This is a genomic window from Bacillus sp. AC266, from assembly GCF_979253805.1.
In genome coordinates this window covers 311210-337169 of sequence record NZ_CEEDEC010000001.1, presented here as the reverse complement: position 1 = coordinate 337169, position 25960 = coordinate 311210, and the positions used below count along the sequence as shown (strand labels likewise).

At 35.0% G+C, this 25960-nt stretch carries 24 protein-coding genes, 1 pseudogene and 1 riboswitch; of the genes and pseudogenes, 6 read left to right on the top strand and 19 right to left on the bottom strand.

The annotated features are described in order from the left end of the window. Positions 1 to 61: 61 nt before the first annotated feature. Positions 62 to 163, bottom strand: a riboswitch (SAM riboswitch). A 75-nt stretch (positions 164 to 238) separates the two neighbouring features. Next, a complete protein-coding gene (locus AC0IXC_RS01680; protein WP_471652492.1) occupies positions 239 to 2548 on the bottom strand; it encodes an AAA domain-containing protein in 2310 nt (769 codons plus the stop codon). 111 nt (positions 2549 to 2659) lie between these two features. On the opposite strand from AC0IXC_RS01680, the gene AC0IXC_RS01675 reads away from it, so the two are divergent. Then, positions 2660 to 3052 (top strand): VOC family protein, encoded by a 393-nt coding sequence (locus tag AC0IXC_RS01675; RefSeq protein WP_002190100.1) that lies wholly within the window; start codon positions 2660 to 2662, stop codon positions 3050 to 3052. A 145-nt stretch (positions 3053 to 3197) separates the two neighbouring features. Next, positions 3198 to 3521: pseudogene (locus AC0IXC_RS01670) on the top strand (hypothetical protein). Between the two features lie 214 nt (positions 3522 to 3735). On the opposite strand, the gene AC0IXC_RS01665 reads toward AC0IXC_RS01670, so the two are convergent. The 6 genes from AC0IXC_RS01665 to AC0IXC_RS01640 all read right to left on the bottom strand — a co-directional run bounded on the left by AC0IXC_RS01665 (position 3736) and on the right by AC0IXC_RS01640 (position 11524). Next, a complete protein-coding gene (locus AC0IXC_RS01665) occupies positions 3736 to 4068 on the bottom strand; it encodes a DUF1904 family protein (protein WP_002142404.1) in 333 nt (110 codons plus the stop codon). Positions 4069 to 4354: 286 nt separating this feature from the next. Continuing rightward, positions 4355 to 4660: a monooxygenase gene (locus AC0IXC_RS01660; RefSeq protein WP_097809976.1), complete on the bottom strand. Its 306-nt coding sequence runs from the start codon at positions 4658 to 4660 to the stop codon at positions 4355 to 4357. 169 nt (positions 4661 to 4829) lie between these two features. Beyond that, on the bottom strand, positions 4830 to 5180 hold the full coding sequence (locus tag AC0IXC_RS01655; RefSeq protein WP_063218028.1) for a DoxX family protein: 351 nt from the start codon (positions 5178 to 5180) through the stop codon (positions 4830 to 4832). A gap of 257 nt (positions 5181 to 5437) precedes the next feature. Further along, positions 5438 to 5857 (bottom strand): MarR family winged helix-turn-helix transcriptional regulator, encoded by a 420-nt coding sequence (locus AC0IXC_RS01650; RefSeq protein ID WP_063217987.1) that lies wholly within the window; start codon positions 5855 to 5857, stop codon positions 5438 to 5440. Between the two features lie 485 nt (positions 5858 to 6342). Further along, on the bottom strand, positions 6343 to 9540 hold the full coding sequence (cypD, locus tag AC0IXC_RS01645) for a bifunctional P-450/NADPH--P450 reductase (RefSeq protein ID WP_002190106.1): 3198 nt from the start codon (positions 9538 to 9540) through the stop codon (positions 6343 to 6345). 505 nt (positions 9541 to 10045) lie between these two features. Then, positions 10046 to 11524, bottom strand: a complete 1479-nt coding sequence (locus AC0IXC_RS01640; RefSeq protein WP_002033130.1) for an MDR family MFS transporter — start codon at positions 11522 to 11524, stop codon at positions 10046 to 10048. Positions 11525 to 11979: 455 nt separating this feature from the next. Here AC0IXC_RS01640 and AC0IXC_RS01635 point away from each other — a divergent pair, with 455 nt between their 5' ends. Continuing rightward, entirely contained in the window at positions 11980 to 12549 is a 570-nt protein-coding gene (locus AC0IXC_RS01635; protein ID WP_215589888.1) for a hypothetical protein, read from the top strand. Between the two features lie 203 nt (positions 12550 to 12752). Here the strand turns inward: AC0IXC_RS01635 and AC0IXC_RS01630 are convergent, their stop codons facing one another. The 4 genes from AC0IXC_RS01630 to AC0IXC_RS01615 all read right to left on the bottom strand — a co-directional run bounded on the left by AC0IXC_RS01630 (position 12753) and on the right by AC0IXC_RS01615 (position 14984). Continuing rightward, complete coding sequence (locus AC0IXC_RS01630; RefSeq protein ID WP_002033128.1) at positions 12753 to 13151, bottom strand: DUF1259 domain-containing protein; 399 nt, start codon at positions 13149 to 13151, stop codon at positions 12753 to 12755. A gap of 320 nt (positions 13152 to 13471) precedes the next feature. Next, positions 13472 to 13633 carry a hypothetical protein gene (locus tag AC0IXC_RS01625; RefSeq protein ID WP_002190108.1) on the bottom strand — a complete coding sequence of 54 codons (162 nt, stop codon included), beginning with the start codon at positions 13631 to 13633 and terminating at the stop codon, positions 13472 to 13474. Between the two features lie 536 nt (positions 13634 to 14169). Further along, positions 14170 to 14493, bottom strand: coding sequence for a PepSY domain-containing protein (locus tag AC0IXC_RS01620; RefSeq protein ID WP_002137174.1), 324 nt, complete (start codon positions 14491 to 14493; stop codon positions 14170 to 14172). A 20-nt stretch (positions 14494 to 14513) separates the two neighbouring features. Continuing rightward, on the bottom strand, positions 14514 to 14984 hold the full coding sequence (locus tag AC0IXC_RS01615; protein WP_002190111.1) for a hypothetical protein: 471 nt from the start codon (positions 14982 to 14984) through the stop codon (positions 14514 to 14516). A gap of 176 nt (positions 14985 to 15160) precedes the next feature. Here AC0IXC_RS01615 and AC0IXC_RS01610 point away from each other — a divergent pair, with 176 nt between their 5' ends. Together AC0IXC_RS01610 and AC0IXC_RS01605 are read left to right on the top strand one after the other, a co-directional pair. After that, the gene (locus AC0IXC_RS01610; RefSeq protein WP_002128055.1) at positions 15161 to 15835 is read left to right on the top strand and encodes a response regulator transcription factor; all 675 of its coding nucleotides are present in this window, start codon (positions 15161 to 15163) and stop codon (positions 15833 to 15835) included. Beyond that, positions 15832 to 17205, top strand: coding sequence for a sensor histidine kinase (locus AC0IXC_RS01605; RefSeq protein WP_471652491.1), 1374 nt, complete (start codon positions 15832 to 15834; stop codon positions 17203 to 17205). The genes AC0IXC_RS01610 and AC0IXC_RS01605 overlap by 4 nt, the downstream gene beginning before the upstream one ends. A gap of 260 nt (positions 17206 to 17465) precedes the next feature. Here AC0IXC_RS01605 and AC0IXC_RS01600 read toward each other — a convergent pair whose 3' ends face one another. From AC0IXC_RS01600 to AC0IXC_RS01590, 3 genes are all read right to left on the bottom strand, one after another. Continuing rightward, entirely contained in the window at positions 17466 to 17681 is a 216-nt protein-coding gene (locus tag AC0IXC_RS01600) for a hypothetical protein (RefSeq protein WP_002017170.1), read from the bottom strand. A 350-nt stretch (positions 17682 to 18031) separates the two neighbouring features. Continuing rightward, on the bottom strand, positions 18032 to 19477 hold the full coding sequence (locus tag AC0IXC_RS01595) for a L,D-transpeptidase family protein (protein ID WP_193653150.1): 1446 nt from the start codon (positions 19475 to 19477) through the stop codon (positions 18032 to 18034). Positions 19478 to 19691: 214 nt separating this feature from the next. Beyond that, positions 19692 to 20114: a YhfM domain-containing protein gene (locus AC0IXC_RS01590; RefSeq protein WP_471652490.1), complete on the bottom strand. Its 423-nt coding sequence runs from the start codon at positions 20112 to 20114 to the stop codon at positions 19692 to 19694. A 76-nt stretch (positions 20115 to 20190) separates the two neighbouring features. On the opposite strand from AC0IXC_RS01590, the gene AC0IXC_RS01585 reads away from it, so the two are divergent. Continuing rightward, positions 20191 to 20481: a hypothetical protein gene (locus AC0IXC_RS01585; RefSeq protein WP_471652489.1), complete on the top strand. Its 291-nt coding sequence runs from the start codon at positions 20191 to 20193 to the stop codon at positions 20479 to 20481. A gap of 291 nt (positions 20482 to 20772) precedes the next feature. On the opposite strand, the gene AC0IXC_RS01580 is transcribed toward AC0IXC_RS01585, so the two are convergent. From AC0IXC_RS01580 to AC0IXC_RS01560, 5 genes are all read right to left on the bottom strand, one after another. Further along, a complete protein-coding gene (locus AC0IXC_RS01580; protein WP_471652488.1) occupies positions 20773 to 21402 on the bottom strand; it encodes a class I SAM-dependent methyltransferase in 630 nt (209 codons plus the stop codon). A gap of 129 nt (positions 21403 to 21531) precedes the next feature. Next, positions 21532 to 22527, bottom strand: a complete 996-nt coding sequence (gene cuyA / locus AC0IXC_RS01575) for a D-cysteate sulfo-lyase (protein WP_044443488.1) — start codon at positions 22525 to 22527, stop codon at positions 21532 to 21534. Further along, on the bottom strand, positions 22514 to 22777 hold the full coding sequence (locus AC0IXC_RS01570; RefSeq protein ID WP_002142428.1) for a hypothetical protein: 264 nt from the start codon (positions 22775 to 22777) through the stop codon (positions 22514 to 22516). Before AC0IXC_RS01570 ends, cuyA begins: the two co-directional genes overlap by 14 nt. A gap of 21 nt (positions 22778 to 22798) precedes the next feature. Then, the gene (locus tag AC0IXC_RS01565) at positions 22799 to 24031 is read right to left on the bottom strand and encodes a DUF4073 domain-containing protein (RefSeq protein WP_215589893.1); all 1233 of its coding nucleotides are present in this window, start codon (positions 24029 to 24031) and stop codon (positions 22799 to 22801) included. A 197-nt stretch (positions 24032 to 24228) separates the two neighbouring features. Continuing rightward, entirely contained in the window at positions 24229 to 25770 is a 1542-nt protein-coding gene (locus AC0IXC_RS01560) for a serine hydrolase domain-containing protein (protein WP_215589894.1), read from the bottom strand. Between the last annotated feature and the right edge of the window lie 190 nt (positions 25771 to 25960).

Here is a 25960-nt window from a genome sequence, read left to right as displayed (position 1 = left end):
AAAAAGCCTCTTTCTAAAAGATAGAAAGAGGCTTCTGTATATACAGTCAAAATGAGCTTCTTTCTTATCTTTCAAGTTACCTTGCTGGAATTGGCACAGTATTCATAAAGAATCCGCTGCCGAGGTGTCATAGGGCCAGTCCCTCAACCTCTCGTGATAAGAATTTTCATAAAATTGTATTAAATTATTTTCATTCTAAGTTCATTCCAGGCAAAAGTCAAGGAATTCCTATCTGAATTTACCGAATATCTAAAAACCCTTTTAATACGCCAATTGTTTCAGGTGCTTGTAATCTTGCACATACGTACGGAAATTCCATACTACCTTCAAACATCATTTGAGATGTAAGAGGTGCTCCTGCCCAAAAGATTTCATCATCGATTACGATAAACGGGAATGCTTTATTTTGTCTTTGTAACTTTACATTTTTTAACGGAACTGGTCCATCACTATACACTGTTATTTGCGCATTTGTACGCATTAACGCTTGCCAGACTCGCTTATCCACTTGCTTTGTACTTGGAAGTGAAATAATAATTTTTTGTTTTGCGGCTAAAATATCTTTCAATAACCCTTTCGGCTCTTCAAGATTCATTTCCATAAACCAGCGTAAACGTTTCGAAATTTTCCGCTCCCACAATTGTCTTGATGTCGTGCGATCATATACATCTCCGTGACGTTCTATATGAGCTGTTAATTGTGATAACGCTTGTTTTCTCGAAAGGTTTTTACGCATATAATGGCAATCTGATAATTGAATGAACTTCCCTCTCGCCCTTGTCACTGCAACGTTGACGAGGCGATGATTTTTATGGTCAAAGAATAACACGCCAGGTCGTTCTTGCGGATAACTATCCACTGTATCAAAAATCATCATATCTTTTTCAGAACCTTGAAACTTATGAACCGTCGCCGCTAAAACTGGTATGTTTTGATATTTCGTTCTCTGCAACATTTCTCTAATGCACGTTGATAAAAAGCGGGACTGTGCCCTGTAAGGCGTAACTACACCGATAGATTGAACACCGTCTAACAATCCAATTAACATCATTTGCATCGCTACTAAACCAGACATAATATTAAAACGAGAACCGGAAGCTGCGTCTTTTAAAGAAAAGGCTCCCATTAAGCTCGTATCAAATAAAACACTCGCCTCATTTGCGAACGGTTGCAGTTTCGCAAGTTCTTTACGCTCTGAAACAGATGGATGATCGTACACTCTATTTTTATAAATAAATGAATTCGTAAACTTCGATATATCCGTATGCATACGTCTTTGCTCCTGCAGCATAAAAAGGTTCGGATGTGCTTCTGATTTATTTACAGAATCAACAATCCCTGCATGATAAAACATATCTTCACCGAGCCATTTTCGAACGAGTTCATGGTTCGCCATCGCAATCGGAGGTAACTGTAAAAAGTCACCACAAACGACAATACGTTTCCCAAGTGAAGCAGCTAATGCGATTTGCGGAACATAAGCCATACTTACTTCATCTACGACAACTAAATCAAATGTACGCTCATAAATAAGTGAATCAATTGCACATTTCGATAAAGTTGCGCCGATTACTTTCGCGTTTTCAATGTATTCTTTTTCTACTTCTTTAATTTTCGCTTTTTGCTTTCGAAGATCACTTTCAATCTCTTGTATACGCTTCTTATCAGCAGAAGTCGCTTTATATGATAAAATCTTTTCACGAAGATCTTGTCGTGTCTCTTCTAAATAGAGTCTTTCTTCTCCCCAAGATCCATTCGTCGTTTCAACTAACTTCGATGCAAGTAACGTTTCATGATTTCGTATATGTTCATGTTGACTATAACCGTAACGAACAATTTCTCCAGGCGTCCATTTCTTCTTCTTCTCAATTTGCTTCGTTACTTCACTCATTAATACGTCTACTGCCGCATTACTATGAGCTAACACAAGTACCGATTTTCCTTTTTGATAATGAGCAGAAATAATACGCGATAAATTGTAAGACTTCCCTGTTCCCGGTGGTCCCCACACGTACGTTGTTGGATTGTAAAAAGAACGATACGCCAATTCATTTTTCGTATTTTTCATCTTTTCAATATGTTTCGGACTGCTCGTCCCATCAACAAGACGCTTTATACGATTACGTTTCAGCTTATCTTTATGAGCTTCTTTCAATCTCTCTTGTAGTTGCTCTAACAATTGCCACGGTTCACTGTATAAAACAGCTTCTCGTATTTCACCTTGTATATAATCATTTAATTTCAGTTCTATTTCTAATCCATGTACAGATAATACTTCTCCTGTCGCTTCCTCACCATCAAACTCAATTCGAATTGGTGAACCTTCAGGTAAGCTTACTTCCGAAATAAGCTGAAATACGTATACTGTACTTTCATAATCTGTATATAAAAAACGACCGTTAATGATAGAGATTTTACTACCACCTATCGTTTTCCAATGTTTAATTTCATATGCTAATGCATAATGCCACTCTTTCATTGTTTCCGATAATGAAGGAGTTTGAGTAGTTGTATTCATCGTATAATCTCCTTCCTTCTCCCCAAACATACTTTCTCACTATACCATATAACACTCTAAAATTTGTAAGGTTTTTATCTTGCTTATTTTCTTAATTTTCAATAATATATTGTATATAATTTTCAGAAAGAAGGAATCCACATGCCAGTTAGACGAATCGAACACGTTGGACTTATGGTTACAAACTTAGAAACATCTATTTCATTTTATAAAGAAGTAGTTGGCTTACAGCTCATTAAACGTATGGGGCACCCGAATCCAGACTTAAAACTCGCTTTTTTAGGTGTGGAAGAATCGAAAGAAACGATACTTGAACTCATTGAAGGTTACAACTCTTCCCTTCCGGCAGAAGGAAAAGTACATCACATTTGTTTTAAAGTGGATTCATTAGAGGATGAAATCGAAAGACTACAGAAACACAGAGTAACCTTTCTACTAGGAGAAGAAATTGAAACATTACCAGATGGAACACGTTACATATTCTTCGCTGGTCCTGATGGAGAATGGATTGAGTTTTTTGAGACGGAGAGATAAAGTAAACCTTTATTTTGCGGGATAGAAAAAGAGCCGGAATTCCGGCCCTTGTTTTTACAAGTGCATATCCAGTAACAATAAAACATACCTCCAACCTGAGAATTCACCAAGATTAAAAACACAATCCTTTTGTTAGGAGTAGAGAATGATTAATACAATCTATATTATTATTTTTTGGATACTTATTCTATTTCCAATCCTGTATATAATTAAGATACAGCGCTGGAATATAAAAGTGGCTGCCGTATTTGTTGGAAGGATCCTATAAAGTATTATCTTTTTCATAAATGGAATGGTGTTAGGAATGCAACGAAATTGGTCAGAGCCTCCCTATGAAACAGAATGGGATTTCTTTATAAAGTCTTTGCAACATGGGAAAACGGATGCACTTATAGAAGTATTACTTCTAATTATTATCATTACTTTGGATTTAGCAATTATATTTTATTATAGAAATAAAAAGAAATAGGATATTCTCTCCTATTTCTTTTCTTAATGGGGTAGCGCCACATATCCATTAAGCTAATATTTTGATGTCCCCAAAAACAAAAATTTTATCTCTTCAAAGTTAGTTGTCTATGAGAATTGAGTTCATTTTTTTGTTTTTGGATATTTACTTTACTTAGCTTGATAGCAATGTGGTTCTACCCCTTATAAATGTTATAAAAATCTTTCAAATAGCTCTAACTTGCACAATGCTTCCCGTTAATATAATACGCTGATTCTGTGAAAACCGTAAATACAACCTCTACTTCTGGAAGTCCAAAATCCATTACATATGTAGTAATGGCCTTGGCAAATCGATCACGAATTTCCTGTCCACGCTCGAACCATTTCACTTCAATAAGAGGAAACGCTTCTATTTCTTCTCCATTGAATACAAACGTAGAACTTGGTAGTTCCAAGGTGAAATTATCCGTACCACACTCACAGATATCTGCGAGCTCTTCTACTAATGGCTTGCTTATGCTTTTTAATTGTTCAATAGTAATTCCACGAAACACAACATGCGGCATGTGAATCCCTCCGTTAGATAGCTTTATATTTGCTCACATCATAACACAATTTATTTTGCTGCACTAACATCTATTGGTACATTTCAATGACATTCTTAAGAATGATCATATGTTATTGAAGCAATACATGTATTGTAACCTGAAAAATAATAAAGGGGTATTGTCACATCGATATCAAACTATCAAAAAGAGATGACCCTAAATTAAAAAACACGCTATTCTTTCTGTAGCATCAATTCAAAAAAGAAGGGATTCCCCCCTTCTTTTTTAAATTCCGTGTCCCTCATTATTTACTATAACCACGATTCAGTTTAGTTAACTTTTCATTGATGTGAAAAATTCTTATTCTAATATCTTTAACACCAGATGCTTGCAGTCTGTTTTTGTGCATTTCGGCATATTTTTCAGCATCTTGTTTTTCTTCAAATACATAGATGCCTCCAGCTTCTTTCGTTTCTTGATTCTCCGTCCATATTTTCGAATGGAATCCTTCTTCTTCATTAATACTTTTTGCTAAATCCCAAAATGCTTTTTCCATTTCTTCACCAAAAGGACCTTCAAACGGAAAATCAACTTGTAATAAATATGCCATTTTTATTCACCCCTTTTTCAATTCGAATGCATGTAATACCTTAAATGAATGCTACTATTATTCCTGCATTCATTTAAGATTTCACCTGCTTTTTCACAGACACTTTTATAAAATAATTACAAAATGATAGCAACTTAAACGCGTACATTTTAACGGCTTAAGATTATGTTTAAAAAATATGATACAAACTTACCCCTACACTAAGAACAAACAAAACAAGCGCAGGTATCGCTTTCTTAAAGGGATCTTTCGCTAATACGATAAGAGTTAATGCAGCTGCAAGCATCGTACCGCCTAACAAAAATCCTGCCAATAAAGCTACTGTCGGGAACCAGATTCCTATCAACATTCCAATTGCTCCTACAATCTCAAAAGCCCCAGTTAAGAAATTAAAAAACGAAGGTAAACCAAATCGTTTGAACTCATCTGCCATTTTCCCAGATATAATTTTCGTACCTGTCATTATAAAGAATAGAAACAAAACAACTTTTACAATATTAATTAATATTAAAATAGTAATCACATCTTTCTTATTTATTTGATAAAAACTCAGTATTGCTCAGATAGTAGCTACTATCCTTTCCAATATTAAAGAGATGCAAAGTACATGCTATAGCATGTATAATACAGAAATTTGACTGCAACAAAGTGATCCTGAATCAAACATCATACAAAATAAAGCTATCTCCCCATTCCTTCAAACAAATTACATGCTATAGCATATATAAGACGGAGTTTGTTCCTTATAAATAGTATAGCATCAATAAGGAACACATATTAATAACGTGTATCATACAATTTGTTTAATAATGATTGTAATAATTTGATCTCTTCTTCACTCAAATTACTCGTAACGAAATGGTGAGCGTCTTTCACTACAGGCAAGATTGTGTTTTTTAACTCGTCACCTTTTTCAGTTAAAAAAAGGTTGTGTGAACGCCTATCTTGGTCATTCAAAGCCTTCTTTACAATCCCTTTTCTCTCCATTGACTGTATCATTCTTACGACAGTAGTTTGATCTTTATCAATAGCTTCTGCTAACTCTTTTTGAGTAGTGCCCCTTTGGCTACAAAGAACACTAATAATCCCCCACTGCTCTGGTGTAACTCCAAAAGGCTTTAATTTCTTAGTAAAATAATTAGTCATTTTCACATCAGTACGATGAACTAGATAGCCTATTAAATCATGTAAGTTCATATATCACCTCGATAAATTAAAATATAAAAGGGTATAGCATATCAATCAATTATTCACAGTGCATTTGCTTGTTTTACTTACTATATGCTATAGCATATATATTAATGTAGGTCATTTTAATTGTCAAATGAATTACCTATTGTTTTTCTACGGCAAAATTCATTCAAGCGGTTATAGAGGGTATACCTATCCCCCATCGATTTGACACTGTGCTAGAAACTGTTAAGCCAGTGCGCAAAAGTTTAAATTTCAAATCACGTCAAGAAATTGGTTAACACCATACCCATCAAACTAAGATTATGTAACTTTGGTTTCATATAAGATTTTTTCTTTTTCTACAGTATCAATCCAGCTTATTAAAAATAAGAAAACCCCATATTCAATAAAAAATACAGGGTTTTTATAAATCAGTTTATTTTGTTTAAAGTTATACTTAGTCGAAAGAAGTTCGTGAATTAAATATTACTTATCTAACTAAGAAGAATTTAGATTCCAGCCCAAACATCTTTTCCATATCGCCCTTCGTCTTGCACACGTTCCAACCAATTCCTTGCTTCTTGTTCACTGACTTCATGAATTTCTTGATAGGCTTGACAAAGGGTGTCTTCTACGTCAGGAGCCATTTTACTTCCATCACCACATATATAAAGATGCGCCCCATTATCTAATAACGAAATTAAATTGATTCTATCTTGTTTTATTAAATGCTGTACATATGTTTTAGGATATCCTTCTAGGCGGGAAAAAGCTATGTGTAAAGAGATTAATCCATCTCTTTCATCATTTTCTAGTTCTGTACGATAGAGATAATCCTTTTCAGGATGACGACAACCAAAATATAGATGTGCTTGTCCTAAGTTAATACCTTTTTGCTTTTGAACACGACGCGCTTGCAAGAATCCACGGAATGGTGCAACTCCAGTACCTGGTCCAACCATGATAATTGGTGTTTCTGGATTTTCAGGTAATTGAAAGTTTGATTGTGGCGTTCGAATGAAACATATAATCTCATCTTTATTATGACGCTGAGCTAAATAATTAGAAGCGACTCCTTCATATGTCCCTTCCCCACTCCATGCAGGTGCATTAACAACACCAACTGTAATGCTCAGACGATCCTGTGCAACGAGTGGAGAGCTTGAAATAGAATAGTAACGCGGTTTGAGCGCAGGAAGAAGTTCTAAAAAGCGTTCAAATCGGATTTCACAAGCCTCATACTTTTCAAGAAGGTCCAACATTGACATACGTTTCTTTAATATTTGTTCATGATAAACTCCCTCTTCCAATAATAATTCCAATTCCTTTTTATGAGGAGGGCATGCTGTAAATGTCACCATTTCTCGTATTTGTGCTCGAGTGGCTGCTTCTTGAACTTCTACACTATAACTAAGAAGGTCAAATAAACTAACAGGACTGTCTAAAGGTATGTGATTTACACTTCGTCCACTTGCACTCAATATGACTTGATCCTTCCCATTTAATCCAAAGCGTTTTAAAATTCGGTTGACATTTTTCTCACTATTAATTGGCAGCACCCCAAGGTGGTCACCTTCTTGATACGTAGCGCCTTCTGGCAAGGATATCTCAATATGTCGCGTGCTTCTTTCACTGCTAGATGATTGAAGTTCACGATTTTCTAGTATAGATGCATAAACTGCTTCATATGTTCGCGCAAGAGGAGATCCTCCAAGACGACTAACAAATTGTAAACTTAATGTACTGCGTTCTTTCTCAATGTTTTTGTTAAGTTCCAATCCAAATGCCTTCATCGCATCAGACCACATACTTTGTTTCCATTGCTCGAGCTGTTCCTCGAAATCACCACTTGCATCCGCTTCTCCACGTGTAGAAAATCTTGTTGCTCCTTTTTGAGCCATTTGCTCATCAATGTATCTTGGAATTCGCTGATAAGTACTAGCCCAATTATGATCTCCACAACCAAAAACTGCGTATTGAACACCTTTTAGCTCATCCGATTTTAATTCCTCCAACCATTGCACAAACTGCCCTGCATTACTTGGTGGTTTTCCATTATAAGAAGAAGTTACAATAAGAACCGCCCCTTCTTTTGGCAGACTTCCAATTCGATCGTTAAGTGCTACCACTTCCGTTTGAACACCTTCTAAACTAGCTGTATCTGCTAGTTCTCTTGCAATACCTTCTGCTACCCCTGTATCCGATCCATACAGAACAAGAAGCGAAAGATTATCGGCTCCAATAATAGAAGGAGTCTTCTGAACTTGCTGTTCGATTTCATCGTTTTTCAGTTTCTCCTCTATAGGCGCAAGAACAGTAGTATGGCTAATAGTTTGATTTCGGGGTAGAATCCTAATTTTAAAATCACCAGGCTTTAGCGTTAATGTTTGTTTTACGTCCAGCTGATAGTCTTGATAATCGATGAATTCAAAATGTTGAAGAAGCATCCCCATTACGAGTGTGGCTTCATGAAGTGCAAACTGCATACCGATACATGCTCGTTGACCATTTCCAAATGGCTTATAAGCATGATGGGGAATCTTATCCAGCTCTTCAAATCGTTCAGGTTGGAATTCTTCCACATTGTCTCCCCACGCGTCTTTATCCCTATGTAGCTGTGGAATAAGAACAGAAATACGATCTTCTCCTTTCTTAATTGGATATTTCCCACCAATCACTGTATCTTCTTTTGCATAGAGACTGAATGCTGGAGCAGTAGGCCATAGACGTAGCGATTCATTTAAAATCATCCGGATATACTTTAATTTCATAACTTGTTGGTATGTTGGAGTGGGATCTGTTAAAACCCGATCTACTTCTTCATAGGCTTTTTTCAATTTATCTGGATTCTTTAATAAAAAATAGATTGCAAAAGATAATAATCCACTTGTTGTTTCATGCCCAGCTATTAAAAAAGTGATAATTTGGAAACGAATATTTTCATCATCTAATTTTTCACCAGTTTCCGGATCCTGCACATTTAACATACGGGAAAGTAAATCATTTTCTTCCTGATTTCCACTACTTTTACGTTCAGCAATAATATTATCTACTAAAGAAAACATAGATTGAATATCATGCTGAAATTGACGTTTCGTTCTCCACATGAGTTTGTCTTCTATATCCAGCCGCTGTAATTGGTGCATCGCCTCATCTAGAGCACGGCTCATGCTAGTAATAAAAGGATGAGGGGTCTCACGATAATAGCTATTAAATCGATAATTAAAACCACATAGACCAATTGTATCCAATGTAAGGCGAGTCATATCCTCTGGAACATCTACGTTTTCATTCGGATTAAGCCGTGCCCATTTTTGAACGAGTTGTACAGCAATATCAACCATCATAGCATGATAATCTTTCATTGCTCGTTGGCTGAATGTAGGCATCAAAATATTATGAGCTTTTTTCCAGTTAGGCTCGTGAGTCTCGCTTGTAAATAATCCGTCTCCAGCAAAGGCGCGAACTTTCGCTAAAGCACCCTCTATACTTTTATCAAATCTTGTTTCGTCACAGACTTCTGCTACCAGTTCATGTCCAGAAACGACAATGATGGTATCACTTAAAGTTTGAATTCGAAAAATGGGACCATACTCTTCCGCTATCTTGATAAAGGATAGGGTCGGTTTATCTTTATCGATTAATGGGAGATTCCCCAGCAATCCATATGTTTTCGGTTGAGGAATGGCAGATACTTTTTTATCCATTAAAAACACCCTTTCAAAAAAGCATGAAATAAAATATCCCATTCAATAAAAAGAAGATAGCAATGAATCACCTGGGATAAAGATATGTAATTGATTACCTTATTTTATTTTTTCCCTAACTATTCACGATTATGATATTGCTTATAAGGTTGGTAATCTAAGTTGTTTGTTGATATTAGATTTATAACTTGCAGAGAAAATACTAAATTAAAATGAAGCGTATTATTATAATGTTTATCAGAAATTGAGAGCTAAAGATTGTAGTATTGGGAAAACCAGTAGTTCCTAATGTCAATTCAAACAAATACGATAAGCAAGTATACTGTGTTACTAATGAAAAAGGATCTGATATGAATATCAGATCCTTTTTACTATATATAATTATTTCACTGGTTCTTTTCCAAATTTAAATACCAGCGCCTTAGCAGCAGAAATTTGCATCTCTTCATAGTCTAACTAAACAGCAAAAACTTATAGGAATCATGATCTTAAGTTTTATTTTACTCTACCGATTTAACCTCTCGACAGCTTCCGCACTTGTATCTACACGTTTAACGAAAAAAACTAATAGTAGTGCAACAACATTCATGCCAAGCGCTACATAGAATGAATATTGAATTCCGGATAATAAAGCCTTCTGAGTTAACATTGCCTTCGTAGCCTCTGTGAAGGTTGTAGGATCTACATCAACCATTAGACTTTCAGCTTTTGTTTTTGTTACAGAATTCATAATCGTAACAAGAATAGCAGTACCAATCGAACCGGACACTTGTTGAGCTGTATTATTAACAGCTGTACCGTGCGGATTTAAGCGCGTTGGCAATTGATTAAGACCATTTGTCATAAGTGGCATCATCACCATCGCCATCCCAAACATCCGCAGTGTGTAAATAAGAATAATATGCGTGTGACTAGAGTCGAGTTGCAGGTTTGCTAGCATATAAGTTGAAACGGCTGTAATAGAAAGTCCTACTATACCAAGAATACGAGGGCCATATTTATCAAATAGTTTACCTGTAATTGGTGACATAATCCCCATTATTACCGCACCTGGAAGCATCATCAGCCCAGAGCTCAGCGGCGAAATACCGCGGACGTTTTGTACATAAGCTGGTGTTAAAATCATACCCGAAAACATGGCCACTGCGTTAACAATCGCAATTACAGACGCAAGTGCAAACATTGGGTACTTGTAAACACGTAAATCCAATAACGGTTCATTCATTTTTAATTGGCGGACAATGAAAGTAACTAGGGCAATAGCGCCTATGGTTAAGGTTGTTAAAACAACTTTATTCGTCCAACCGTCGGAGCTTGCAGAACTGAATCCATATAACAAACCGCCAAAACCGATAGAAGATAATAGTAATGAGAGATAATCAAGTTTTGCATTTTTGTTTTGTCTCATGACATTCTCCGATTTCCAAATCCCTAACAGTAAGCTAATGATTGCTAACGGTAAAATCATTTCAAAAAGCAAACGCCAGTCATAATACTCTACAATATAACCCGATAGTGTCGGTCCAATTGCTGGAGCTGTAATCATAACTAATCCAAAAATCCCCATTGCTGTTCCCCTTTTTTCTCTTGGAAAGCTTACTAGCATAATATTCATTAACAAAGGCCCCATGACTGAAGAACCTGCTGCTTGAACCATCCGGCCAGTAAGTAATAAACTAAAGTTCGGTGCTAAAGCCGCTAAGGCCGTACCAAAAATAAAAATCACCATAGATGTAATAAATAAGCTCCTATTGGAGAAGCGGGTTATTAAAAATGCTGATGCCGGAATTAATATACCACTTACAAGCATATACCCTGTAGAAAGCCACTGGATCGTCGAATAATCTTTAATGTCTAAATCCTTCATTATTGATGGCAAAGCTACATTTAAAAGCGAGTTATTTAGAAATGAAACAAATGCCCCAATAAAAAGGATTACAAGCATTAAATATGGTGGTTTTCTTTTATGTAATGTTTCACTCATATATTCATTTGCCCCTTCATTATAAATTCCATTGATTCATTTAAATCTTTTGCATATCTGCACAAGAATACATTGTCCTTGCAGTATTTTGCCAAACTCTTCGAATGGATATTCTCTTTTTAGCAATTCTACTTGCTCAACATAACATTTTAAATTTTTTTTGTTGATTAAACCTTTATAAACACGTTTGTTAACCGAAATTAAATTAGGCTGAAATAAACAAAAGGAGCAACTGAAAATACCCTTCTAAAAGCCCCCCATCTAACTTTTTTGCTTTCGCTGAATTTTGAGGGGACGGTGTCTTACTGTCCACAAATAGCGGAATAAATCAACAAGACCACACACCCATTCCTTTAAATACGGGCTTGTAAATCTAGTTATGTAACCATCCATAAAAAGGAATATTACATAGGCTAAGTCTAACATTACATTTTTAAAGTGAGGGGAATAAGCTTATGCACCAATATTGGTATTTGAATTCAAATGGAAACGGGGAGCAATATAATAACCAAATTTCAATGTCATCATTACATTCACAACCTCAAATAACTAAAGCTCAGGGAATGGATGGTCTGAAGGTTCCTGAGAATTTGAGTTGTCGAGTCTATCCATTTGGTTGGGATTCACCAGCCAATTATACGGGTTTCACTCCCGAGCCCCCTCCCTTCCCTTTAGGTCAGCCAATCCATTATGCAGGGATGATGCCCCAAGGACATCCTGCTAATTGGGCTCCATTACCAGGCCATGCAGGTTTTAATTTTCAAAAACCTCCCATCCCCTGGCCCCAACCATTCAATCATACAGGGATGTTCGCACAAGGTCATATTGCCGCTTTACTATCACCGCCAGCCAAAGCTTTTCATTTTAATACCAATAATAACTGGGGTGTTTTGGGAAATTCTCCAGGATGGGGGAATAACGGACAGCCAGGAATGCTTGGAAACTTACTGACAGCAGGAAAAGGAACCATGAATGGAATCGGAATGCTTAGTAGTCTAATCGGTATGGGAAAATTCTTCTTTTAGTTAATTAGAACGGGAGGATAGGTCCATAGCTCAAACATGCCCCCTCAATGTATTTATTGTATGGTTCCAGTACTCCCTCCAAGTTCGTTTGCTAGTCAAGCGAACTTAATTAATAAAATACAAGGGAAAACTTTCATCTTATGTATAAAAGGATCTTTCAATTAAAGATCCTTTTATATTGCTCATTTAACTAAATAAATTGGTTAATTGCATAACGCTCTTCTAACTTTCCTTGCGAAACTTAGCGGATCATCAACGTCTTCGATATTAACGTAAATTAAATTCGGCTCATCACATAACCACTCATTGTGTATAGACGAAACGATTATTCCTTGTTTAATAATTGTAGCAACAAATTCAGTAACTTCTTTTTGTAAGAGCGCTATCCGACCTAGACATAATGCCTGTCCAGTTTTATTATCTCTTGATTCGAATGAGAAGGAAGTTGTTACTCTAAAACGTTTTCCTAAGATAGTTGCTTGTATTTCATCCCGATTTATTGTTGCCACGCATTTTCCACCGGCGAATCCTTCTTGGCCACCGATAATTCTTGCAAACTGTTGACAAATTAATTCATCATTAATCGCCATGCCTTTAATCATCCCCCTTTTACTGTTAGGTTATGAATGAATACATCGGTCTGAAACGGTAATGAATCTATTCTATTACAAAAAAGATGATAGCAATCTAACGAAATCTATTAGCTTGATTACTTGAATTAACTCGGCTATTATATGTTAAAACATTTTTAAAGAGCATAAAAAAGACACCCTAAGGTGCCAGCCTCCAACTTGAGAATCGTATCTATGTATGGAGAAATTTAGAAAAGACAATTACTACAGATAAGGTTCTAGCTATAATTTATAGAGCTCTTATGCCATTAATTAATTACATTGTTCATCATAAGAAGAATCCCGTTATATTACTTTCTGACCAGTCTCGTTAAAGCCATCCCAATAAATCCAGCGCCCATTCCTATTAGCCATCCAGCATGAGTATCGCCTAATATAGATCCCACTCCTCCGCCAAGAAACATGCAGCCAACAAATACTAATCCTCCAATTCCCCAATTCGTCCGTTCCATAATTCAATCACACCCTTTCAATAAAACATATGCTTTTAGCTATCTAAACTTTCTTGCATAGGATGGTTAATTTTTTTGCTTAGGTTTAGCACTTCAGGGATATCTGCTTTCAAATTGGATGCTTAGTACTCTATTTTATAATCTAAAACATTGTTTATGGTGTTAACACCACATGTCTATAAATCTAATAGAAAAGGTTTCCTCAAAACGAAAAATTAGAGGCTTTTATAGCAATGAAGTTCATTTTTCTTTATTTAGCTAGCCGGTAGTTTAGTTTAATAAGTCCAAATGATAAGATAGATGCTTTTTTAAAGGATAAAAATGGTGGCTGAGAATTTAAAACCGTTATCAATTATGGCGAATATGAGACTTTTAGATATATTTATTAACTCAATTGTTCTTAAACTAACGGAGTGCTAATGTTAAATAAGTAGCATTTTTTACTTCCGCTAACGAGAATTATTTAAATAAGCTGTCCATATGGGCAGCTTATTGGATTTTTTCAAATACGCGATATTTTATTTGTCGATAATTTTTTAATCTTCATTATTGATTTCTATTGTACCTGTTCTAGCACTAACCTTTAAAATATTTAATAGATTATCAGGTGTCTTGATTTCCACTTCATATTCAAATTTAGATTGTGCTAAGTTGTCATCTTCTAATTCGAATTCTTTTTTCACATTAATAATTTCTCCATTTGTATGAGCTAAAGAAATTTCACGAACTTGTTTCTCTGTATAGTTTTCATTCTTTTTCGCATAATTGTAGCCCATACCATAATATCCACCAACAATAGCAATACCACTTACTAAAATAGCAATTACACTTATAATTATTTTCTTTTTATGTTTTAACATTTCCATCCACTCCTTAATAATTAATCATTTATTCCAAATCTTGCTTCAAGTACATTTTCTGCTTGCTCTAATTGATCTTCAAGTATATCTTGTTCTCTTTCTTGTATTTGATATTGTTCAACAGTTATCGTTCCAGCGTGAAAATCTGCTTCTAGCTGATCATCAGATAGATCTATCTTGTCATCTAATTGGTCAATTTCTTTTTTTGCTGCTAAGTACGTATTTAAGTTATCTTCTTTTGCTCCAACTGGTTTCGTATTATTTGCCTTTTCTACAATAGATGTGACTTCGTTTTTGAAATCTTGTGTTTGCTTAGTATCATTCATAGCAGGCCCTGTTTTGTGTGGTTCTTGTTGTAGTTGCGTACCTTCTTTTTGTGATGTATCTTTTTCTACTTTCAGTTGTTGTATTTCTGTATCGTTATCAGCTTGAGTAGAACAAGCTGTTAAGAATAAACAAGACATTGCTCCAATCATCATCCATTTTCCCATTATGTTCTCCTCCCTTTACATGTGCACCTTATCCATGTCCTTATATTACTGAACAAACATTAAAGGAAGATTAATGCGCAAAAAAATAAAATGATATAATTAAATAGTTTCTAATCTTTCTTTAATGTTTCGGAATTATAGTGATACATATAAATAAGAAGAAAAGGAGAATGTTAATGCGAGTTCTTATTGTCGAAGATGAAAAAGACTTACAAAATATATTGGTAAAACGATTAAATGCAGAATATTATAGTGTCGATGGATGTGGGAATGGAGAAGATGCTTTGGATTATATAAGCATGGCTACCTACGATTTGATTGTGCTTGACATTATGATTCCCGGAATAGATGGTTTACAAGTATTACAAAGATTACGTGCGGACAATAATACAACTCCTGTCTTGCTTCTTACAGCTAAAGATACAATTGATGATCGCGTAACAGGACTCGACTTAGGTGCGGACGATTATTTAGTAAAGCCCTTTGCTTTTGATGAGCTGTTAGCAAGAATTCGAGTGTTGATGCGAAGAAAAACAGGAAATACATCTAATGTGTTTGAAATCGCTGACCTAGTGGTGGATTGCAATATGCATAAAGTAACAAGAGGAGATCAAGTTATCAATCTTTCCAGTAAAGAATTTGCTATTTTAGAATATATGATTCGTAATAAAGAAGTTGTGTTGACACGAGATAAAATTGAGCAACATGTGTGGAATTACGACTATGAAGGTGGCTCGAATATTATTGATGTTTACGTCCGCTATCTTCGCAAAAAAATTGATAGCCAGTTTGAAACGAAGTTAATTCATACAGTACGAGGAACTGGTTACGTATTGCGAGTAGAATCATGAAAAGACTATCAATAAAAATGAGAGTGACCCTATGGTATACGGGGCTAGTTGTAATTATTATGGCACTCGTGTTAGCTTTTATTTTAACTTCTTCAGATAAAGTTTTGCTTTTTAATATGAAAAATCAATTGAAGAGCACAGTAAAAGAAAGTGTTGAAGATATCGAATATAAGCATGGGCAGTTAAAGATTGACGATGAATTTGAAGCCTTAGAAGATGGAGTAAATATCATCATTTATAGTAAACAAGGTGAGCTGCTGGCAGGACATAATCCAACAACCTTTAATAACAAGGTATCGCTTAAATCCGATGAAATACAAACCATTAAAGACGGTAATAAGGAATGGATAGTATATGATTTTCTCCATAATGTAGGCGGCGATGAGCAAGTCTGGGTTCGTGGCATAATGACCATGAATCAATTATCATCGACCATGAATACGCTTATTGTGGTAACACTCATCTCATTTCCATTACTTATTCTCATTGCAGCAGCGGGAGGATATTTTATTACGCAAAGAGCGTTTCGACCTGTGCAACAAATGAGTGATTCAGCCAGTGAAATTGGTGATGGTAAAGACCTTTCGAAGAGAATTAATTTACAAGGTTCATCGAAAGACGAAATGTATCATTTAGCACAAACCTTTGACAAAATGTTTGAGCGATTGGAGACATCATTCGAAAGTGAAAAACAATTTACATCTGACGCATCTCATGAATTAAGAACACCAACATCTGTTATTATTTCGCAATGCGAATACGCTTTATCGCAGAGGAATAATCCGAAAGAAATGGAAGAATCGTTAGAAGTAATTTTAAGGCAATCGCGTAAAATGTCCGCTTTAATCTCGCAACTCTTATTATTAGCACGAGTTGACCAAGAAAAGCATAATACTTTTCAATTTGAATGTATCAATATGAGTGAATTAACGGAAATCGTTGTAGAAGAGCTTTCATTAATGGTTCAAGAAGCTTCGATTAATATAACAACAAATATAGAGGAAGACCTGTTTATTAAAGCAGATCAAACATTGATGATGCGTTTATTAATGAATTTACTAACGAATGCGATTGCCTATAGCAAAGCGAACGGCACTGTGAATATGCAACTGTTCCGGGATGAAACCAACATAATAGGTAAAGTCTCCGATAATGGCATAGGCATCAGCGAGCAACATATTGTGAAAATATGGGACCGCTTCTATCGAGTTGACGCAGCACGAACATCTTCAAACAATGGAAACACAGGTTTAGGATTGTCGATGGTAAAATGGATTATAGAACTACACGGAGGAGAAATTACCGTTGAAAGTGAATTAGGAGAAGGCAGTACTTTTACATTTAAACTACCTATTGAAAACCGAGCATAATGTATGCTCGGTTTTAGCTTTAGAATACAGATTGATTAAAAAGCTCTCTTCAGTCCTTGTTTAATAATTGTAGCAACAAATTCAGTGACTTCCTTTAATCAACATAGATCATGCACTATGGAATAAAGTGAAACTTTAATCAGCTCCCAACAAACTTCTGTACCCACCTAAATTTTGAGCTGGGAGTTTTACTTTCCACAAATAGTAAGAAGCTAAATATATAGTAAAACCCCAGAAATCCAAAGGTCTCTGGGGCTCCATTATATATTTAGCTCTTTTTGCTTTTTATTTTGTTTATGTCTATGCAGCAATTTTCGACTTATGAGAGAAATCAGTAATAAGATCAGTATTAGTACGAAAAGTTGCATAAATGATAAATCAAAATATTTAGCACCTGTAACTATTAAAAGTGTAGAAATCGTACCTTTTACAATGAAAAAAATAATAATCCATAATCCGCCTTTTTTCCAGTTCATTTTTATTTTACCCTTTCCTACGCTTAAATTCTTAAATGGGACACCTTAATAGAAATCTATTATATTAATAAAAAAGTAAACTTTTTCACAAAAATCATGTCCAATTACATGCGACGATTTCATAATAAATGAAAATGATATTCAGTGTCAATTTTATTGACTATTTGAATATCTATTTATCATCTCAATCTCTTTCTACTTCGTTTCTTATAGGCAATGAACTCTTGTTTTCAAACAAAAAACACCTCCATTGAATTTGCACACTAAATATGCGAATTCAAGAGGTGTTTTTTCATGTACCATCAGATAAGATTTCCTGCTTTATTTATTTCTTGATACGTAGCTATTTTCTAGTACACAATAACTGGATCATTAGTGTTCAAACTATCATATACAGTTTTTGCAACATTAGGAAGAAGGTTTACACACCCGCCTGATCCCCCTGTTAAATAAGCATTATTTGCCCAGTCTTTTCGCCAGCCTGCATCATGGAATCCTTGGCCGCTATTTGTGAATGGAACCCAGTAATCTACTTTAACTGCATAATCAGCTTTACCTACTGCGCTGCCTTTCAGCGTGTATGGTGTTCGTTTATATAGAACGTACCACACACCTGGTGATGTATCTTCACTCGTGCTATGTTTACCAGTTACTACATTTGTTGTGACGACTAATTTCCCATCTTTATAAATCCAAATTTGTTGATCTGCAATTGAAACTTCCGCATACGTGTCTCCGATGCCATTATTCGATGTTGTTTCATAACCGATACCTTCCTTCTCCCAACCATTTCCATGGATATTAGAAGCAGATAGCGATTTTTCACCCTTTTCAAAAGCTTGTTGAACTTGTTTTGTTTCTTTTTCAACATCTAGTGCCCAGCCGTAGCCTTGTCCTTTTACTGATATGACCGAACCGGAATGGGTTTTAAAGCTGAAATTTTTATTTAATGTTGATTTAGCATTATTAATTTCAGCAATCTTATTCTTAATGTCGCTCGCATCGATTGTAACTTTCATATCCTTTGACATAGAGGCATTCTGAATTAAATCTTTCGCTTTTAAAGGATACACTTCATTCTGCACTTTATACTCAACAGACTGCCCAAGAAGATTCTGTAGTGCTTTCTCCTCTTTTTTGACAATCGGATCGTCTTCTTTAATAGGCTGTATGTATGTAGACTTCAGATGAATTTCGCTTTTATACTTCTGCTTGTCGTAATCTTTCAGTAGACTAGTAACGTCATACTGTTTTCCATCAACGCTCTTCGAAATAACAACTTTTCCTTGTTCAAGCTTCGCCATAGCATCTTGAGGCGCTTTTAATTTTTCATTCATAGAGATGAGCTTTTCTTCTACAAGTTTTTTCATCGTTTCACTACGATACTGATCCGCCTTTTCCGGTAGCACTGAATATTTTTTTTCCTTTGAGGAAGGGAAAAATGTCCACTGGCTTTTTAATAGTTTCTTAACTTGAGGAAAATCTTTTTCCGTAAGTTCCGTTTTTGTATCTTTTTCATCTAAAATTTGTTGTTGATCAACATAGACTTTGTTTTCTAGTCCAGATGTTTTTAATTTCTGTATTGCCTGATCAGCGTTCAGACCACCGACTTTTGTGTCATTAATCGTAACATTTGAATTGAAGTGAGTTGCCTGATAATAACTCATTCCTCCAATGAGAAGTACAATTACACCAACACCCGCTGCAATAAGCTTCCAATTTGTAAAACGTTTGCTTGATCTTACTCGTTTTCTCTCAACTTCTTCAACTGATTCATTTATTGGATTATTGTTCATCAATCTTTCCCCCGTATACATTAACGTCAATCGATTTTAAACTAAAACCATTGACTAGTGTACCTTATTTTTCCTAAAATTTCATTATTTTTAAAAAGATTTTATCGCATTTAATTAATCAACTTTAGTTTTTTAATAGAACAACACATTGAATAGTCCCTTACAAGTAATAAATCATTACAATAAACACCAAAAAGTTAAGTACCATATACTTTTATTTAACTAACTTCTCTCCGGTAACAATCTGAGACAAGGTGGCTGCATTTTTCCCTTCTAATTGAGCATACCGATTATCCCCCGCCATTACTTCTACTTTATCTTTATTAGGACTAATCCAAATTTGATATGACACAGCTTTCGCCTCTATTTTCGGATTTTTAAACTGAAAAATAAACTGATAATCAGCTGAACGCGACATTTCCGCTTTTTTATTTTCAAAATGAATATCATTTAATATTTTCTTTACTTGCAACACCTGATTATTGTCTGTCACTATCTTAAAATCTTCATATTTATCATCACCAACATGTTTTTGCACTTCGATTCTTTGATCTTCATTTCCTAGTATATTTGAACAGCCGGTTACTATGAATATACACATAAAAACAAAAACTAAAGTTAAATTTCTAATTCGCATATTAGTCCCCCTCTTTTTAATAAAAGGTACCTTTTAATTTTACATATAAACATTAATAAGGAAGGAATGCTATTCAATGCAACTGAAAACATACACTTGGAAAAGTTATACGTTTCTCATTGTAAGTATATTCGTTACTATTAATCTCTTTCTCTTCTCACCTATTTTAGACAGAGTTGGAGTAGGATACGTAGTTGCTTTCGCGTACTTCATATTAACTTCCGCTGTTATAGCAATTATATTAGCAGTTATCTCATTTTGTAGTCGCACCGAAAAGAAAATTTTATCTATTATCGGTTTAACCTTTACGTTATTTAATACAGCAATTATTTTATCTTTCCTTTGGTTCGGTTATCATTTCACTTAAAATACAAATATAATCCGTAACCTAAAAAAATTATTAATATTATAGAAATACTGAGTATTGTGTATATGACCCCTCTTAATGTTGTACTCATATAATCACCCCTCTCACGCTTCAATAATTCCATTATATAACAAATAATTCATTGGAAGTTTAAAACATGTTTTAAACTAAATTAAGCGAAGTAAGGGATGCCATTTGACTTCCCTTACTTCGCCTTTAAAGAATAATTAGTGAGTAGCTTACACATCAAGCTTATTAAATAACCTTTCACTATTTTTTACACAATTGTAATTATAGTGTTTTTTGACATTTGATCATTATAAATTTAAATGGAGGTTTACTTGCCATATTTTTATGTGGCTCCACAATTTCCGTAGTTTCTATCAGTCCATATTTTCCAAAGTCTTGTTTTACCGAGTCAACATCATAAAAATACATTTTTACCCCTTCCATTATTTCAAAGTAGTCTTTACCCAGTTGTTTCCCCTTCCCAAACATTGGGGCATCTTTAGAAATAGTAGTAAAAATCATATATCCGTTTGGTTTTAACTGACTATAACAATCTTTAATAAACTTCTCTCTCTCATCCTTATTCAACAAATGAATAAGTGCATAGGAAAATATGCCATCATACAGTTTGTTATCAAAAGGCATATCCGTAACTGAACCATGGAATAAATTAGCATTAATTTCATTTTCCCTCGCCAATTCAATCGCTGTTTTTGAAATTTCAATACCTGTTACTTGTATTTCGTTATCAATAAAAACCTTTGCATTTCTTCCATACCCAATACCAGGAATCAATATATCCTTCACTTTCTTTTCAAGGAAAAAATCCTTCGTCAAAATTGCGGAATCTGCAGCTTCAAATCCCCACATCATTTGATTTTCTATAAAACTTGCTTCCCAAAATTCTGTCATACATCAATCTCCTTTATATATCGTTGTTTACCGTTGAATGTTGAAAAATCATCGCATATTCACGAAATTGTATCAAATTTCAACATTAATTCAAAACAAAAAGCATTGGATACCCAATGCTTTTTACACTTACGCAAATAGAGACGTATTCGCATATAAAGCTGGTGAACCACCTGAATGTACGAATAAAATGTTGTCTTCTTTATTAAATTTGCCTTTTCTAATTAAATCAATTAATCCTGCTACTGCTTTACCTGTATAAACTGGATCAAGTAAAATACCTTCTGTTTTCGCAAGTAATTGAACTGCTTCTACCATTTCTGGCGTCGGTAACGCGTATCCTGGTCCTACATATTCATCAAAGCATGTAACTGCTTCGCGTGAAATAGAGTTTGGGATACCTACGTGAGCTGAAGTTTCATCTACAAGTTTTGCTACTTTCTCTTCTTGCTCCGCTTTTCCTCTACTTACGTTAATTCCGATTACAGGAATTTTGCTTTGCGTTCCAGAAAAACCAGTAATTAAACCAGCATGCATACCAGCGCTACCACTTACACAAACAACTGAACTGAAATCAATTCCTTGCTCGAATGATTGCGCCATAATTTCTTGCGCACAAGCAATGTATCCCATTGCACCAGTAGGATTTGATCCACCAACTGGTATTACATATGGTGTATTACCTTTTTCACTAACTTCTTTCGCTACTTTATGCATCTCTTCCATAAGATCTGCTCCGTTTGGCACAACAATTACGTTTTCAGCACCTAATAAATGATATAAGAAATAGTTTCCGTTAAAGTCTGGCTTTTCTTCTGGCTCAAGCCCTTCTTCTAGCACAAGAATACATTTCATTTTTTCTTTTACCGCAGCTGCAAGTGTTAGACGGCAATGGTTTGACTGAATACCACCAGCTGTAATTAACGTATCTGCACCCTTTGCCTGTGCATCCGCAACTAGAAACTCTAACTTTCTCGTCTTATTACCGCCAGCTGTTAAACCAAGTAAATCATCTCGTTTAAAATAAATAGTTGGCCCACCAAGTACTTCAGAAAAATTGTTTAATTTTTCAATTGGTGTATATGATTCTGTATATTTTTTTCTCGGAAATTTAGCTAAATTCATCAATAACGCTCCTTTTATACTCTTTCACAGTAAATGTAACCATACTATTATTACATGGAAAAATGATGAAGTCACCTTTCTGGATTAAAAATGTAGGGAATTTCGTTTCGGTGCATGAAATTGCATTAACGATTTTAACTTCAATGCGGTACATGAAATTTATATTAGCGATTTTCAAATTATATCGACCGATACTTAAAATATATCGACTTGCCGATAAAAAACGACAAAATAAAAAGAGCCCACTCATTAAGAAGTAGGCCCTTACCAATCACTTATTTACCGAAAAACGAAGAAGCTGCGTTAATCCTGGCTCTAAATTCATTTCGCCTTTATGGCGTACGTATACAATTTTGTTCCCATCAAATTTTGGAGGATTCGCTTTATTGTACGTGTACCACTCATTCGTTCCTTCTACATTGTACTCCATATACTCTGTTGCACCAACGATTACGTTTTTACTATCATCAGCCGTTACATCTGGTGCCATTTGTGCAATTTTTGCATCACTAATTAATAAGTTCTTTATACCTTTATCACGTTTATAATCGTAAGCCGTTACGACAACATCGTTACCATATGCTTTCACTTGCAACCCTTGTTTAAAAGAAGATCCATCCGGAGCATGAATCTCGCCGCCATTTGGACCAGCTGACCTCCATCCTGTTTCAATGCCGCCCGTATTTACAACTGTAAATCCCTTTTCATCTCCGCCTGCAATTTTCTTTTTACCAGCCCAGTCCGCTAAATTTAAATCCCAATGCGTATGACTCGTAAAGAAAACAACTTGCGGATAGTCTTTTAATATATCGTACAATTTATCAACGTTTAAATAATCTTGTAAATACGGATTTTGTCTTGATCCAGATACTGTATCAGGTAAAACGTGATGAGAGAAAATGAAAATCGGCTTATTTTTATCTTTTTGACTATACTCTTCTAAATTTTGTTTTAACCATCCTAATTGCTCATCACTCATATATACTTCATCCCACATTTTTGAATCGTGGTATTTCATATATTTTTCAGTTCCTAAAAATAAAAGCGGATAACCATCTAATTCTTTTTTATGATATACCTTATCTTGTCCGCTAAATTTTAAATATCGATTAAACAATGTCTCTTCCGTTACACCATTTGGCCATGTATTTTGAGAGAGTTTCCCATCAGCTGTCCATTTACCAGCGTAAAATTCATGATTCCCAACAGTTGACCATACATTTTCCGGATGCTTATTTTTGTTTAGCACGCGCTTTACATCATCATATTGTGACTGCTGTCCAGTTGGTGTTATATCCCCATTCATAATAAGCGCTCTAGAAAGTGGTGTCACTTTGTTCATATCTTTTAATACGTGATCAAAATCCCCTAAATCCCCTTGAATATCACTAATAACATTAAAAGTTGTAGCTGATTTTCGGACTTGCTCTTTTCCTTCCGCATGCACTGAAAACGTCGGCAATAGTGCCGCCATAACTGCTAACGAAGCAACTGTCTTTTTCACTCAAACTCTCCCCCTAATAACAGAATGTAGAAACTGACATGTTCTGCTTTCTCTTAGATGCTTGTCCAATTCATATTATAGGGAGCGATTGTAAAGGTAGATTGGGTAAAAAATTAAGTGTTTTTTAAGAGATTTTGTCTTTTCATTGCACTCCACAATTCGAGATTCACGCCAATCTAGCTTTCTAGCCTTTAACATTACATAAATGTAAATTTTGATGTTAAATCTTTTAGTTTCATACGTTGTTTTTTATTACTTCTAATTTTCGGGAAAAAGCCACTAATTAATAATGTTATAACCCACGCCATTATTAGAATAAAATTTATTGTATTACCAGAATTCAAACTGAAAATCCTCCACAAATAGGCAGCTCCAAATACAAGCATAGCAGTAATACTAAGTAAAAATACCCTAACTACTAATCTTATGTAAGGTTTCTTCTCTTGCTTAAAAATGAAAGTTCTTCTACTTTTGTACAATCTAATCACAAATAGCAGTAAATATACACTAAGTGTGGCTCCAATAACAATTGATGTAATGGAATTACTTTTTCTCTGCTCAGCTAGAGAGAAGTAACTTTCAGGTAATTTTCCAGTTTCATATTCCATCCAGGCGTGGTAAATATCCTGTCGTAAGTCTATACCACCTTCACCATTTGTAAGGATTACCAATCCATCCTTTGTATTAGGAATGAAACCATAAAAAGAATGCCAGCCTCGATTGTCACCAGAATGATAAATTAATTTCCATTGATTAGATAGTTTTTTTTCAAATATACCTAAACCATTCTCCCCTAATACTGGCTTTTGCATTTCCTCAACACGTCCACTTTTGATGACACCATTCCCTTTATTATTTGTATCCATACTTGCAAGTATCAATGTCATCATATCCGTAACATTTGTCTTGAGACCTGCAGCAGCCTGTTCGGTAAATTGGTAACTAGGGAGCTCCTCTCCAAAATATCCATAAGCTTTCGAAAGGTTATGATTTTCAGGGCGTTGTAAGAATGAACTAGATTTCATTCCTAAAGGTTTCATAATTTGTTCTTCCATATAACGATCAAAAGGTATTCCGGTAACCTCTTCAATTACAAGTTGTAAAATTGTATATCCGCCACCAGAGTAAATTGTTTCTGAACCTGGTTTATTGGTAACCTCTACTTGTTCATTAAGCCAACCTTTTCCAGACAGAGACTCCTCAATAGAATTAAGATTTTTCCCTGGTGCAACCCCAAGGTATCCTTTATGTGCAGACAGTCCTGCTGTATGGCTTAACAATCTTCTTATTGTGACTTCATTATTATTAAACTCTGAATTAGGTAATTTCCATTTAGTCAAATATTTTCCAACGGGATCATCTAGTGATAAACGCCCTTCATCTACAAGATGCAAGATTCCCCACGCTGTAAGATTTTTAGATATGGAACCAGCTTGAAACAATGTATCATCACTCACCGCTTTTTTTGTCTTTTTATCTACATAACCGTAGTTTAGTGTATAAGCAATGCGCCCCTCATGTACAATCCCTATTGCAACCCCTGGTACCTCATAATTCCCCTGCCATTTTGGTACCTGTTCATCCAGCTTTTTTTTGAAATCCTCTATACTCCTATCAGTCAACGTGCCCGATTCTGCCCTCGCCACATTTGTAAACCATGCTTCATTCGTAATAAATATGCAAATAATTAAACATAAAATACTTTTGCATATTATCGATGCTTTTTGTCTACTCTTCATTTGCCTCACCCTTTTTTCAGAATATTCTACCCATCAATTAGAGTATCCCATTCTAATATCCCGTTCTATCGATTTTCATTACTTAACCTTACAAAATTGTAATAAAAATCAAAGTGCTACATACTTAAGAGGTTTACTGTTTTTTATCCGAGGACAATGAAATTCATCAACAAGATAGACATGAGGTTAT

Coding starts and splice junctions, on each gene's coding strand:
- AC0IXC_RS01675 (WP_002190100.1), top strand. CDS start 2,660: ATGCCAGTTAGACGAATCGAACACGTTGGACTTATGGTTACAAACTTA.
- AC0IXC_RS01590 (WP_471652490.1), bottom strand. CDS start 20,114: ATGCGAATTAGAAATTTAACTTTAGTTTTTGTTTTTATGTGTATATTC.
- AC0IXC_RS01560 (WP_215589894.1), bottom strand. CDS start 25,770: ATGAAGAGTAGACAAAAAGCATCGATAATATGCAAAAGTATTTTATGT.
- cypD (WP_002190106.1), bottom strand. CDS start 9,540: ATGGATAAAAAAGTATCTGCCATTCCTCAACCGAAAACATATGGATTG.
- AC0IXC_RS01620 (WP_002137174.1), bottom strand. CDS start 14,493: ATGTTAAAACATAAAAAGAAAATAATTATAAGTGTAATTGCTATTTTA.
- AC0IXC_RS01605 (WP_471652491.1), top strand. CDS start 15,832: ATGAAAAGACTATCAATAAAAATGAGAGTGACCCTATGGTATACGGGG.
- AC0IXC_RS01610 (WP_002128055.1), top strand. CDS start 15,161: ATGCGAGTTCTTATTGTCGAAGATGAAAAAGACTTACAAAATATATTG.
- AC0IXC_RS01595 (WP_193653150.1), bottom strand. CDS start 19,477: ATGAACAATAATCCAATAAATGAATCAGTTGAAGAAGTTGAGAGAAAA.
- AC0IXC_RS01640 (WP_002033130.1), bottom strand. CDS start 11,524: ATGAGTGAAACATTACATAAAAGAAAACCACCATATTTAATGCTTGTA.
- AC0IXC_RS01650 (WP_063217987.1), bottom strand. CDS start 5,857: ATGAACTTACATGATTTAATAGGCTATCTAGTTCATCGTACTGATGTG.
- cuyA (WP_044443488.1), bottom strand. CDS start 22,527: ATGAATTTAGCTAAATTTCCGAGAAAAAAATATACAGAATCATATACA.
- AC0IXC_RS01580 (WP_471652488.1), bottom strand. CDS start 21,402: ATGACAGAATTTTGGGAAGCAAGTTTTATAGAAAATCAAATGATGTGG.
- AC0IXC_RS01680 (WP_471652492.1), bottom strand. CDS start 2,548: ATGTTTGGGGAGAAGGAAGGAGATTATACGATGAATACAACTACTCAA.
- AC0IXC_RS01570 (WP_002142428.1), bottom strand. CDS start 22,777: ATGAGTGGGCTCTTTTTATTTTGTCGTTTTTTATCGGCAAGTCGATAT.
- AC0IXC_RS01615 (WP_002190111.1), bottom strand. CDS start 14,984: ATGGGAAAATGGATGATGATTGGAGCAATGTCTTGTTTATTCTTAACA.
- AC0IXC_RS01600 (WP_002017170.1), bottom strand. CDS start 17,681: ATGAACTGGAAAAAAGGCGGATTATGGATTATTATTTTTTTCATTGTA.
- AC0IXC_RS01660 (WP_097809976.1), bottom strand. CDS start 4,660: ATGGCATATTTATTACAAGTTGATTTTCCGTTTGAAGGTCCTTTTGGT.
- AC0IXC_RS01630 (WP_002033128.1), bottom strand. CDS start 13,151: ATGATTAAAGGCATGGCGATTAATGATGAATTAATTTGTCAACAGTTT.
- AC0IXC_RS01585 (WP_471652489.1), top strand. CDS start 20,191: ATGCAACTGAAAACATACACTTGGAAAAGTTATACGTTTCTCATTGTA.
- AC0IXC_RS01665 (WP_002142404.1), bottom strand. CDS start 4,068: ATGCCGCATGTTGTGTTTCGTGGAATTACTATTGAACAATTAAAAAGC.
- AC0IXC_RS01635 (WP_215589888.1), top strand. CDS start 11,980: ATGCACCAATATTGGTATTTGAATTCAAATGGAAACGGGGAGCAATAT.
- AC0IXC_RS01625 (WP_002190108.1), bottom strand. CDS start 13,633: ATGGAACGGACGAATTGGGGAATTGGAGGATTAGTATTTGTTGGCTGC.